Genomic DNA, 12,691 nt, shown 5'->3' with positions numbered 1-12,691 from the left:
CACATGCTCATTGACGTATTGGCCGGACGGGACAGCGGGTCTGCGGTCTATCGCGGCGCCTTCCATTTCGCCTGTTCGCCAAAAGCGGGAGAAGAGATCGAAATCGAGGGAGCTTTTGCCATCGTGACAAAAGCCTGGCACCGGCCGGACATCTACTACAAGGGCGCGAAATTCGTGATCCTCGTGGAAGAACCGGTCGGTCGCGCAGAATCTCTTGCGGAGATCAGAGACGACGCTGGCGCACTGGTCTGAGGCGCGCGCCTCGCGGCCGCGCGAGGGTGGCGCGAACGGCCTCAGCAGCTAAGTGGAGAAGGAGGCCCATTCAGACTAGCTGCCGAGGTACACGTTGGAAACCGTTACGCTTGTCCTGACATTACTGTTCATGGTCGTGGCGAGCGGGATCCTGGCGCGACTCCTTCCGGTCCCGATACCCCGTCCCCTGGTTCAGATTGCGCTTGGTGCAGGGGTCGGATTGGTCGCGGACTGGCGGGTGGAGCTAGACCCTGAAATTTTCTTCTTGCTCCTCCTGCCACCGCTGCTCTTTCTCGACGGATGGCGTATCCCGCGTGAGGACCTGTTCAAGGATCGCACGACGATACTGGAACTGGCCCTTGGCCTCGTCGTGTTTACAGTGCTCGGCATGGGGTTTTTCATCCACTGGATGATCCCATCCATGCCGCTAGCAGTCGCGTTTGCACTTGCTGCTGTCATCTCCCCGACAGATCCGATCGCAGTTTCAGCAATTGCCCAGCGCACTCCGATACCCAAGAGGATGATGCACATCCTTGAAGGGGAATCGCTGCTCAACGACGCATCAGGGCTCGTGTGCATGCGCTTTGCGATCGCCGCTGCGCTGACGGGCGCATTTTCGTTTGGGAGCGCTGCGCTCAATTTTTTGTGGGTAGCGTTCGCAGGCATTATCGTCGGCGTCTGTCTGACCTGGATCGTCGGGTGGGCCAAAGCGATCGTTACGCGCCGCGTCGGCGAGGAGAGCGGCTCGCAGATCCTCATCAGCCTGCTCATCCCATTCGGTGCCTATTTGATCGCAGAGCACCTCCATTGTTCAGGAATTCTCGCAGCCGTCGCCGCGGGGTTGACCATGGGCCTCGTCGAGACGCGAGGTAACGCCCTGGCAGTCACGCGCATTCGTCGAACGACGGTATGGGACATAATCCAGTTCACGGCCAATGGGATCATATTCGTCTTGCTGGGTGAGCAACTGCCGACGATCCTTGCCGGAGCCGCCGAAACCGTCCGACTGACAGGACATCGCGAGCCGTGGTGGCTTGCTGTCTACGTCGTCGGAATAAACCTCGGTCTGGCTGTCCTGCGGTTCGTCTGGGTCTGGCTATCATTCAGATTGACTCTGTTCCGCCGGCCTGAGGACCGTGTCCGACCGAACGGGCGCATCATCGGGGCCATGTCGTTCGCGGGGGTCCGCGGTGCAATCACTCTGGCCGGCGTTCTAACTCTTCCGTTGACGATGGGTGACGGCACGCCATTTCCTGCGCGGGATCTGGCGATATTCCTGGCGATGGGCGTGATCATCATCTCTCTGATCACGGCGTCGGTCGGCTTGCCATTGATGATGCGCGGCCTGGAGATGCCTCCGGAGCCTTTCGCCGACGCTAAAATAGAGGCAGCTCGTGTTGCAGCGGCCGAAGCTGCTATCGGAGCGATCGAGCGCACTCAGCATCGGCTCGCCGGCGGCAGAAAAGATGCCGATGCCTACGTCAATGTCGCATCGCGCCTGATGGATCTTTATCGTGATCGGATTAATCACCAGTCCACCGCGCCGGAGGACAAGGACGTTCGAAAGCGTGATGAAAACATTGAGCGCGAATTGCTTCTCGCTGCCCTGGGGGCTGAGCGCGAAGAGATATTCCGGCGGGTTCGCCAGCGGGAATTAGGTAGCGAAGCGGCTCGAAAGCTCGTTCGTGAGCTTGACCTGGTCGAGGCAAGGCTCGCCAACTGACCGACATGGGGTGGGCGCGCAAGGGTTGATCGTTTGAAGCGAGGAGATGCGGCCGAGCGAGATCGTGCCTATAACAGTTCATTCTGGCGCGGGCGGTTTGACATCGCCGCTGAACGCCCGAATACTCGGCATCCCATGTCTAGGCATTTCATCTCGGCGGCGCACCCTGGTAGCAGTACACCGCGCGTGCCCCCCCCAGAGGCGGTTGGCTTGAGATCGCCGCTGGGGTGAAAGAGGCTGCGCGCAGTGGATGCCATCCCGGCGAGCCTAGCAACCAAAGACCGTTAGTGGGCTCGATCCCCCCCGGCGGCTACAATGAACATCGGGCTCTCGGACTGATCTGGAGCCCGATACGCCACTCCAGGGCAAACGCTTCGCGACCCTGCGGCGTCGTGGCGTTACCATAGAAACTTGGAGTAGCCCTTTGTTCCTGACACGTTTTACAGCCCTGACGATCGCAATCATCACCGCGATTGTCTCTGGGTACTACTTGCCAAATGTCTGGGCCATTCCGCTCTTCATTGTCGCCGTATGTCTCACCGGGGTAGGCCTGTACGACTTGGCGCAGCCGCTCCATTCCGTTCGACGGAACTATCCGATCATTGGGCATTTGCGTTGGTTTTTCGAGGAAATCCGCCCTGAGATTCGCCAGTACTTGATCGAGGGAGATCAGGACAAAACTCCATTCTCGCGAAGCCAGCGGTCACTAGTCTACGCCCGTGCCAAGGATGAAGACAGCGATCGAGCCTTCGGAACCCTCCTCGACGTCTATCAAAACGGCTTTGAATTTATCGCCCACTCCGTTCGGCCCGCGCCTCCAGCGGATCCGGCAAAGTTCAGAATTCGTATTGGGGGCGATGCGTGCACCCGCCCCTACTCGGCCAGCATTTTCAACATTTCCGCGATGAGCTTCGGATCGCTTAGCGCCAACGCGATACGCGCGCTGAATAAGGGCGCCGCAATCGGCGGTTTTGCTCACGACACCGGCGAAGGCAGCATCAGCCCCTACCATCGCGAGTTCGGCGGTGACCTCGTTTGGGAAATTGGCAGCGGATATTTCGGCTGTCGAACTGCCGACGGCAATTTCGATCCAAGCCGGTTCGAAGAGCAGGCGCGAGACTCTCAGGTCAAGATGATCGAGATAAAGCTCAGCCAAGGGGCGAAACCCGGCCACGGCGGTATCCTTCCCGCCCGAAAGGTGACGCTCGAAATCTCGCAAACGCGGGGAGTGCCGATGGGCGAGGACTGCATCTCGCCTTCCCGGCATCGGGCGTTCTCTACACCTCTCGAACTGATGCAATTCATATCCGACCTTCGCCGTCTTTCCGGGGGTAAACCCGTCGGATTCAAGCTTTGCGTCGGCCAGCCCTGGGAATTCATGGGTATGGTCAAGGCAATGCGTGAAAGCGCGATTGTTCCCGATTTCATCGTCGTCGATGGCGCGGAAGGAGGCACGGGTGCATCACCGCTGGAGTTCTCCGACCACTTGGGAATGCCCCTGAGGGAGGGCCTCCTCTTTGTGCACAACACCCTTGTTGGCGCAGGACTTCGAAACAAGATCCGCATCGGAGCGGCCGGAAAAATCGTTAGTGCGTTCGACATCGCGGCGACGCTCGCGCTTGGGGCGGACTGGACCAACGCGGGCCGCGGCTTCATGTTCGCGCTCGGCTGCCTACAGTCTCTCACCTGCCACACGAACCGATGCCCGGTCGGGGTGGCGACACAGGATCCTTTGCGCCAGCGGGCGCTCGCGGTGCCCGAAAAGGCGGAGCGCGTCGCAAACTTCCATCGGAACACGCTTCTCGCCTTGTCTGATATGCTTGCAGCTGCGGGTCTCGAGCACCCCACGATGATTGGACCGCATCACCTGGTCCGCCGGGTCAGCCCGACTGAGGTACGGATGTTCTCCCAACTCCACACCTTCCTTGAGGAAGGGCACCTTCTCCGCAAAACGCGAAAGCAGGACTTTTACAGCTCCGCATGGAGTCTGGCACGGCCCGACAGTTTCAGCATCGGACAGTAACGCGAAAAGCGTCCCCTTTGGGCCGGCCTATCGCCGGCCGATGATATGGAGACCATAGGTCGTGGTGCAAAGCAGAACGGCTCCCAGGAACTGGTGTCCGGCCGCAAGCCATATCGACATCCCAGACCAAATTGTGGCGACACCGAGGATCACCTGTGCCCCGGCCAACCCGCCGATGGCGAAGGCTGCGCTACGCTGATTTCGATCGCGGAGCATTCGGGCCGTAACGGCGAGCATGAGCAGAAGCGCCAAAGCCCACCAGCGATGCACGAAGTGGATGAGGTAGGGATCGTTCAGCCCGGCAAACGCAAGCCCTCGTGACCAGTCGATTCCTCGTGGAACCAGGCTTCCCTGCATCTGTGGCCAGGCTTCGAGGTTGCCCCACCCCGCCCCAGCAACATAGCCTGCCTGAAGCCCCGCCACCATCGCTCCGAGCAGCATCTGAAAAAACAGGGCGGCAAGGACGATCCACGCGAACGGGGCCAATCTCGCTGCGGGCGCGCCGCAAGCAGAGGCATTCAAGTCGAGCGCTGTCCACACGACACAGCCGAGCGTGACAAGCGCCAGTGCCTGGTGGATCGCCAATCGCAGGTGACTCACCTTCACATCCTGGGTGAGTCCGGATGTCACCATCCACCATCCGACGATACCCTGTATGGCTACGAGGAACACAAGCGCCGCCAGTCGCGGCCGGTACCCAGCGGGAATGCGGCCACGCATCCAAAGCCATCCGATCGACAGCAAGAACGCAAGCCCGATCAGCCGGGCGAGAAGCCGATGGGCCCACTCGCAGAAATAGATGACCTTGTAGTCAGCAAGCGTCATGCCGGCCGGCCCGGTCACGTGCTTGAATTGCGGAATGCCTCGATAGGCCTCGAACTCAAGCTCCCATTGGGCGTCGGACAGCGGCGGGATGATGCCGGTAACAGGCTTCCATTCCGTGATGGAGAGGCCGGCTCCAGAGAGCCGCGTCATTCCGCTCACGATGACGATAAGGAGTAGCAGAAATCCGATCGCGCTCAGGACGCGAGACAAGGCGATAGCATCCGCGGCGCGCGTGATTGCGTTCACTCTCCTATCGGACTTCAGCATCCTGCCTGCGCCTTCGCGGCGATTGTAGTTTCGTCCAACGCCCCATTATTCGATGGCACTGGCGAGTTCCCGATTGAGAGCAAGAGCGATCACAGTGAACACGGCGCCGGAGAGCAGATAAGCGCCCGCGGCGATTACGCCGAAACTGCTCGACAGAAGAAGCGCGGCCAGCGGAGCGAAGCCGGCGCCGAACAGCCAGGCGAGGTCGGAGGTCAGGGCCGAGCCGGTATAACGGTGGCGCGGTGAGAAGCTCGACGACAGTGCGCCCGAGGACTGACCGAACGACAGACCGAGTAGCGCGAAGCCCGTGAACATGAATACCGCTTCGCCGATTTCGCCAGCATCGAGCAACTGCGGCGCAAAGCCGCTGAACACCGCGATCGCCACGGCGGTCGCGCCGAGCACTGGGCGCCGTCCGTAGCGGTCCGCGAGGTAGCCGGAAGCGACGATCGCGAGCAGTCCCAGCACTGCCGCCATCGCTTCGATCACGAGGAAGCGCACCGGGCTTTCCTCGGTGAACAGGAAGACCCACGAGAGCGGGAAGACCGTGACCATGTGGAACATGGCGAAGCTGGCAAGCGGCGCGAATGCGCCAAGCGCGATCGTGCGCCATTCGCGCTGCAGGGTCTCGGTCAACCTGGCCGGCTCCAGCGAACGACGCTCGAACAGGACCGTATATTCGGGGGTGACGACGATGCGCAGCCGCGCAAACAGGGCGACGACGTTAATCGCGAAGGCCACGAAGAACGGATAACGCCAGCCCCAGCCGAGGAAGTCCTCAGCGGGCAGGGAGATGATCAGGAACACGAACAACAGGCTGGCGACGATCAGTCCCAATGGCGCCCCAAGTTGTGGGAGCATCGCATACCAGCCGCGCTTGCCCGCGGGCGCGTTGATCGCCAGCAGCGAAGCAAGGCCGTCCCAGGTGCCGCCTAGCGCCAAACCCTGCCCCATGCGAAAGAGCGCGAGAAACAGCACCGCGCCGACGCCTAGCGTCTCGTAGCCCGGCAGGAAGGCTATCGCGGCTGTAGACCCGCCTAGGAGGAACAGCGCGATCGTCAGCTTGGTACCGACTCCGTAGGCGCGCTCTATCGCGGTGAACACCGCCGTGCCGACCGGGCGAGCAAGGAATGCCAGCGCGAAGATGCCGAAGGAATACAGAGTGCCTGTCAGCGGATCGACGAAGGGAAAGATCAGCTTCGGAAAGACAAGCACCGAGGCGATGGCATAGACGAAGAAGTCGAAGAACTCCGACGTTCGGCCGATGACGACACCAATGGCAATCTCGCCTGGAGCGATCTTATGGCCTTCCGTATGAAGCTCGCGGGCATCACGTTCAGCTGCAGTCTGCGCGGTCATCTCAGATAGCTCCCAGAGCGAGCACGCTCCGTTCCGAATCGAACAACACCGCGCAGAGCCGCACGGTTCAAGTTCCAATGGTCGCTGAAGGTGCGAACGGGGATTGGACAAAATGTCCTATGTGCAGCGCAGCATGGTCGGCTTAGGCGCCGAGCATGCTTGACGCCCTTGCCCGATTCCGGCGGAGAATTCCCCTCCTGCTGTCGCTTACCGGTTTCCCGCTGCTCACCGGTTGCAACATGGTGGTCTTGGATCCGGCTGGCGACGTTGCACAGCAACAAGGCAACCTTGTCGTTATCGCGACCGCGCTGATGTTGCTGATCATCGTGCCGGTGATGGCGCTCACGATCCTGTTCGCATGGCGTTACAGGGCCGCTAACCGAGAGGCGCGCTACGAGCCCGACTGGGATCACTCGACCCAACTCGAGTTGGTGATCTGGGCTGCGCCGCTGCTGATCATCATCTGCCTGGGCGCAATAACCTGGGTCGGCACCCACCTGCTCGATCCCTACCGTGCCCTTGCCCGCACGGCGCCCGGGAAAGTCGTGGCAGCCGAGGTCAAGCCGCTCGACGTCCAGGTTGTCGCGCTCGACTGGAAATGGCTGTTCATCTACCCGGAGCAGGGCGTGGCCACGGTCAACGAGCTAGCGTTGCCGATCGATCGCCCGGTGCGTTTCCGCATCTCGGCTTCTTCGGTTATGAACAGCTTTTACATCCCGGCGCTCGCCGGGCAGATCTATGCCATGCCGGGCATGGAGACGAAGCTTCACGCGGTTCTCAATCGGCCAGGCAGCTACGAAGGTTTTTCCGCCAACTACAGCGGCGCGGGCTTCTCGCAGATGCGCTTCAAGGTGACTGGCATGGACGAGGCCGCCTTCGCCGCCTGGGCCAAGGGCGCCAAGAGCGCCGGTGGCACGCTAGATCGCGCGGGCTATCTCGTACTCGAAAAGCCAAGCGAGAACGAGCCCACGCGCCGCTTTGGCGAGGTTGAGGCCGGGCTGTTCGACGCTGTCGTGAATATGTGCGTCGAGCCTGGCAAGATGTGCATGCGCGACATGATGCGGATCGACGGACAAGGCGGGATGGGCCTCGCTGGGATCCACAACATACGCCCACTCGCCTACGACAAGCTCACCGCCCGAGGGTCGAGTCTGCCTGCCGAGTTGCTGCCAACTCGCCAGATGGTCGCAGCAACCTGTTTGCCCGAGGATGGCGATGGCGCTGGCGCCGCGTTGTCGCGCCCTGTGGACAGCGCTCCGCTGATCGGCGCGGGCCTAGCGCGGCCCGGCGTCTCGTCGTCGCTTTCACGGCCTTCCCTTTCCCAGATCGCGGTGTCTGACGCCGCGCCATTTGTCACAGGCAATCCCTGATGTCTTACGATCCCGTTCCCATCAGCCCGCTCCTCGGGCGACTTTCGCTCGAGGCCTTGCCGCTGCACGAGCCGATTATCGTCGCCACTTTCGCCGCGGTCGTCATTGGCGGCCTAGCGGTTCTGGGCCTCATCACACGCTACAAGCTGTGGGGCTATCTCTGGAATGAGTGGTTCACCAGCGTCGACCACAAGAAGATCGGCATCATGTATATGGTGTTGGGCCTAATCATGTTCCTCCGCGGCTTCGCCGACGCGATCATGATGCGTATCCAGCAGGCTATCGCCTTCAACGGGTCCGAGGGCTATCTCAACGCGCATCACTACGATCAGATATTCACCGCGCATGGCGTGATCATGATCTTCTTCGTGGCGATGCCCTTCGTCACTGGTCTGATGAACTACATCGTCCCGCTCCAGATCGGCGCGCGCGACGTCTCGTTCCCGTTCCTCAACAATTTCAGCTTCTGGATGACCACGGCGGGCGCCGTGTTGGTGATGATGTCGCTGTTCGTCGGCGAATTCGCGCAGACCGGCTGGCTGGCCTATCCGCCGCTTTCGGGCATCGCCTACAGTCCCGCCACCGGCGTCGACTATTACATCTGGGCGCTACAGATAGCCGGCGTGGGAACGACGCTTTCCGGCATCAATCTGATCGCCACGATCCTCAAGATGCGCGCGCCAGGCATGGGCATGATGAAGATGCCTGTCTTCACCTGGACATCTCTCTGCACCAACGTGCTGATCGTCGCCTCCTTCCCTGTGCTGACCGCGGTGCTGACGTTGCTTAGCCTCGACCGCTACGTCGGAACCAACTTCTTCACCAACGACTTCGGCGGCTCGCCGATGATGTACGTGAACCTGATCTGGATTTGGGGCCATCCTGAGGTCTACATCCTGATCCTGCCGCTGTTCGGCGTCTTCTCCGAAGTCACCTCGACCTTCTCGGGCAAGCGGCTCTTCGGCTATACCTCGATGGTCTATGCGACGATCGTCATCACGATCCTGTCGTACCTCGTCTGGCTGCACCACTTCTTCACGATGGGGTCGGGCGCTAGCGTCAACTCGTTCTTCGGCATCACGACAATGGTGATCTCGATCCCCACGGGCGCCAAGCTCTTCAATTGGCTGTTCACGATGTACCGTGGCCGCATCCGCTTCGAACTGCCGATGATGTGGACGGTGGCCTTCATGCTGACCTTCGTAGTCGGCGGGATGACTGGTGTGCTGCTCGCCGTGCCGCCAGCCGACTTCGTGCTGCACAACTCGCTGTTTCTGATCGCTCATTTCCACAACGTCATCATCGGCGGCGTGCTGTTCGGACTGTTCGCGGCGATCAATTACTGGTGGCCCAAGGCCTTCGGCTTCAAGCTCGACGTGTTTTGGGGAAAGATAAGCTTCTGGTGCTGGGTCGTCGGCTTCTGGCTGGCCTTCATGCCGCTCTACATTTTGGGCCTGATGGGCGTGACCCGGCGCATGCGCGTATTCGATGATCCGGGCCTGCAGTTCTGGTTCGTCATAGCCGGCATCGGCGCGGCCGTGATCGCGGTGGGCATCGGCGCGATGCTAGTCCAGTTCGCGGTGAGCATCTGGAAGCGGGACGAACTGCGCGACACGACCGGTGATCCTTGGGGCGGCCGCACACTCGAGTGGTCGACCTCCTCGCCGCCGCCCGAGTACAACTTTGCGTTCACCCCGGTGATCCACTCGCTCGACGCTTGGTACGACATGAAGACGCGTGGCGCCGAGCGGCCACTTCAGGGCTACCGTCCGATCCACATGCCGAAAAACACTGGAACCGGCGTGATCCTCTCCGCGCTCGCAACCGTCATGGGTTTCGCTCTGATCTGGTACATCTGGTGGCTCGCGGCGTTGAGCTTCACTAGCATTCTGGCAGTCGCTATCGGTCACACCTTCAATTATCGGCGCGATTTTCATATCCCCGCGGCCACGGTTGAGACGACCGAGGCCGAGCGGACACGCCTGCTGGCGGCAGGAGCCTGACGCCATGACGATGCACACCACCCTCGCCGCCGCTGACGAAGCGCGCCGCTTCTACGACCTCGATGAGCATGACCATCCCGAGGGCCACAGCACGATGCTGGGCTTTTGGATCTACCTGATGAGCGACTGCCTCATCTTCGCGATCCTGTTTGCCTGTTATGCCGTACTCGGCGGCAACCTCGCGGCGGGACCCGGTCCCAAGGATCTGTTCGAGTTGCCGTTGGTGGCGCTGAATACGGCAATGCTGCTGTTCTCGTCGATCACTTATGGCTTTGCCATGCTGGCGATGCAGCGCGATCGCCTGCGGCAGACGCAATTTTGGCTGACCGTGACGGGCCTGTTCGGCGCGGCGTTCCTCTCGATCGAGCTCTATGAGTTTCACCACCTGATTCATATTGGCGCCACGCCGCAGCGAAGCGCTTTCCTGTCCGCCTTCTTCACGTTGGTGGGCACCCACGGGCTGCATGTCACGTTCGGCATTGTGTGGCTTGTGACGCTGCTGGTGCAGCTTTCTCGCCGGGGGCTGATCCAGGCCAACAAACGCCGGCTCATGTGCCTAAGCCTTTTCTGGCACTTCCTCGACGTCATCTGGATCGGTGTCTTCACCCTCGTCTACCTGCTGGAAATGCTGCGATGAGCGCTCATCAAGACCATCCTGTCGATCAGGGCGCTCACGGCTCCTTGCGCGACTATGTCATCGGCTTCGCCCTGTCGGTCGTGCTGACGGCGGTTCCATTCTGGCTGGTGATGACGCAGCAGCTGGCCGATGGCCCCACCGCAGCGATCATCCTTGTCTTCGCGGCAGTGCAGATGGTGGTCCATGTGATCTACTTCCTGCACATGAACGGTAGGCAGGAAGGCGGCTGGACGATGATGGCGATGATCTTCACGGTGATCATCGTCGTGATCATGCTCACCGGGTCACTCTGGGTGATGTACCACTTGAACCACAATATGATGCCGATGTCTCACGACATGAGTCAGATGCCGTGATAAGCGCCGACGGCATCCCGGAGCGCGCCGGGTTCTTCGGCGTGCTGCTGGCCTTGGCGGCGTGCTTCGTCGCGCTGGGCCTATGGCAGATCGAGCGGCGCGCGTGGAAGCATGAGCTCGTCGCTGCAGTCGAGAGCCGAATCCATGCGCCGGCGGTGCCCGCACCAGACCCCGATGCTTGGCGCACGATCAACGCCGAACATGACGCCTATCGCCGCGTAACGGTGACGGGACGCTATGTGCCAGGTCATGAGACGCTCGTCCGCGGGGTGAGCGATCTCGGAGCAGGCTATTGGGTGATCACTCCGTTCGACACAGGGGACTTCATCGTTCTGATAAATCGGGGCTTCATTACCCCGGAACAACGCCGATCGTCGAGGCGCGAACCTGAAGGCGACCTGACGGTCACCGGCCTGCTGCGCATGTCCGAGCCGGGAGGCGGATTCCTCCGCGATAACGACCCCAAAACGGATAACTGGTATTCGCGCGATGTTGCCGGAATTGGCGCGGCGCGGGGGATCGTGCGGTCCGCCCCCTATTTCATTGATGCAGACGCGGTGCCGGGCGGCTCGAATGGGCCTGTAGGCGGGCTGACCGTGGTACGCTTTGCCGACAACCACGCTGCTTACGCGCTCACATGGTTCGCGATGGCATTGCTGTCCGCTTTTGCCGCGTGGCGCATAGTGCCCCGAAATCGCTTTATTAGGAGAGCCTTCGCCTGAGGTGGGATTGGTGTACGGTCCTATCGCTCGATGTGGACCGCGAACGGACCAGACGGCGCGGGAAATAGAAGCTCGATGATGCTCCCCGCGCCGACCTCGCTATCGATTTTCATGAAGCCACCGGCTTGTTCCACGAATGTCTGAACTTGGGGTATGCCCAAGCCAGTGCCGGTTCCGGTCTTGGTCGTGAAGAACGGATCGCAGATCCTGCGTAAGACGTTGGCGGACATACCCTCACCGTTGTCTCGCACGCGAACGCGCACATAAGCTTCCTGATCGGCACTCGGAAGTGTCGCTAAGGTAATGCAATCTGTGCTGATTTCGATCGCGCCGCCATCTGGCATCGCATCTCGAGCGTTGACGACGAGATTCATGATCGCCGCATTGAATCGTGGGGGATCAAAATCGAAATCCGGGACATCAGCGCCGAGTTGGAGGACAACCTTGACATCGCTGCCGGCGGCATATCGCAGAAGTGCTTCGGACTGCCGGAGTGCTTCGTTCACGTTTCCGGTTTGAATCTCACAGTCATTCCCGCGCGCGAATTCCAGGAGTCGCATCGTCATCTTCAGCCCGCGATCCACGCCCTCTTGAGCTCCCGTGAGGAACCCTTCCGCCAGAACCGGATCGGAGCTGTGCCGTTTCGCGAGGTTCAGCCCCGCGGAAATCACAGCGAGGACATTTCTGAAATCATGCACGAAGCCTCTGCTCATTTGGCCTAGATCAACCACTCGCTGAATGGCCAGCGCATTCGAGTCCTGAGAGCTGAGCACCGACCGGTTTGCCGTTGAACTCTCAACGATGCCGTCCAAGCTCTTAAGCTCCTGGAATAGTTCTGAAGATGTTTCAACCGGCATACCAGGGTCCCTCCCTGCCACCTGTGTCCAGATTTCTCTGGGAAGCCGCTTCGTAGCCATGGAAGATGGGCGCAAATTTAACAGAAGTCGAAAGAATATTATTGGCCGTTTGCAGCAACTATTTTCTCTTGTCATCCTTCGGAAGCTGGCGGGCCGAACGTTTGATCCCCACCGGATCGTTCCCGACGTTTGGCTTCCCATGGGAACGTCGGGCGCTGCTTCCGTCAGTCGGTCGTTTCCCTCTTCTGTGCCGGGAACCTTTCACCGTGCAGCCCATCAAATGGACGAAGTGAAGGC

11 protein-coding genes are annotated in these 12,691 nt (G+C 60.7%); 8 read left to right on the top strand and 3 right to left on the bottom strand.

Features of this window, described 5'->3' with window-relative positions:
• Positions 1-3 precede the first annotated feature (3 nt).
• The 3 genes from KRR38_RS31175 (at position 4) to KRR38_RS31165 (ending at position 3,998) form a co-directional block, all read left to right on the top strand.
• Positions 4-252: a hypothetical protein gene (locus KRR38_RS31175; RefSeq protein WP_217407710.1), complete on the top strand. Its 249-nt coding sequence runs from the start codon at positions 4-6 to the stop codon at positions 250-252.
• 94 nt (positions 253-346) lie between these two features.
• On the top strand, positions 347-1,975 hold the full coding sequence (locus tag KRR38_RS31170; RefSeq protein WP_217407709.1) for a Na+/H+ antiporter: 1,629 nt from the start codon (positions 347-349) through the stop codon (positions 1,973-1,975).
• Between the two features lie 424 nt (positions 1,976-2,399).
• Positions 2,400-3,998 (top strand): FMN-binding glutamate synthase family protein, encoded by a 1,599-nt coding sequence (locus tag KRR38_RS31165; RefSeq protein WP_217407708.1) that lies wholly within the window; start codon positions 2,400-2,402, stop codon positions 3,996-3,998.
• A gap of 27 nt (positions 3,999-4,025) precedes the next feature.
• On the opposite strand, the gene KRR38_RS31160 is transcribed toward KRR38_RS31165, so the two are convergent.
• Positions 4,026-5,090, bottom strand: coding sequence for a COX15/CtaA family protein (locus tag KRR38_RS31160; RefSeq protein WP_217407707.1), 1,065 nt, complete (start codon positions 5,088-5,090; stop codon positions 4,026-4,028).
• 45 nt (positions 5,091-5,135) lie between these two features.
• The gene (locus KRR38_RS31155) at positions 5,136-6,449 is read right to left on the bottom strand and encodes an MFS transporter (protein ID WP_217407706.1); all 1,314 of its coding nucleotides are present in this window, start codon (positions 6,447-6,449) and stop codon (positions 5,136-5,138) included.
• Positions 6,450-6,604: 155 nt separating this feature from the next.
• On the opposite strand from KRR38_RS31155, the gene cyoA reads away from it, so the two are divergent.
• From cyoA to KRR38_RS31130, 5 genes are read left to right on the top strand one after another with little or no spacing between them, the layout of a single operon-like run.
• Positions 6,605-7,819, top strand: coding sequence for a ubiquinol oxidase subunit II (gene cyoA, locus KRR38_RS31150; RefSeq protein ID WP_217407705.1), 1,215 nt, complete (start codon positions 6,605-6,607; stop codon positions 7,817-7,819).
• The gene (gene cyoB, locus KRR38_RS31145; protein WP_217407704.1) at positions 7,819-9,822 is read left to right on the top strand and encodes a cytochrome o ubiquinol oxidase subunit I; all 2,004 of its coding nucleotides are present in this window, start codon (positions 7,819-7,821) and stop codon (positions 9,820-9,822) included. Before cyoA ends, cyoB begins: the two co-directional genes overlap by 1 nt.
• Before the next feature lie 4 nt (positions 9,823-9,826).
• The gene (cyoC, locus tag KRR38_RS31140; protein WP_217407703.1) at positions 9,827-10,459 is read left to right on the top strand and encodes a cytochrome o ubiquinol oxidase subunit III; all 633 of its coding nucleotides are present in this window, start codon (positions 9,827-9,829) and stop codon (positions 10,457-10,459) included.
• Entirely contained in the window at positions 10,456-10,815 is a 360-nt protein-coding gene (gene cyoD / locus KRR38_RS31135) for a cytochrome o ubiquinol oxidase subunit IV (protein ID WP_217407702.1), read from the top strand. The genes cyoC and cyoD overlap by 4 nt, the downstream gene beginning before the upstream one ends.
• Positions 10,812-11,537, top strand: a complete 726-nt coding sequence (locus KRR38_RS31130; RefSeq protein WP_309141222.1) for an SURF1 family protein — start codon at positions 10,812-10,814, stop codon at positions 11,535-11,537. Before cyoD ends, KRR38_RS31130 begins: the two co-directional genes overlap by 4 nt.
• A gap of 20 nt (positions 11,538-11,557) precedes the next feature.
• On the opposite strand, the gene KRR38_RS31125 is transcribed toward KRR38_RS31130, so the two are convergent.
• Positions 11,558-12,349: an ATP-binding protein gene (locus KRR38_RS31125; RefSeq protein WP_254515796.1), complete on the bottom strand. Its 792-nt coding sequence runs from the start codon at positions 12,347-12,349 to the stop codon at positions 11,558-11,560.
• Positions 12,350-12,691 lie beyond the last annotated feature (342 nt).

The organism is Novosphingobium sp. G106 (genome assembly GCF_019075875.1).
Classification (GTDB): domain Bacteria; phylum Pseudomonadota; class Alphaproteobacteria; order Sphingomonadales; family Sphingomonadaceae; genus Novosphingobium.
This window is presented reverse-complemented; position numbering and strand designations above follow the sequence as displayed.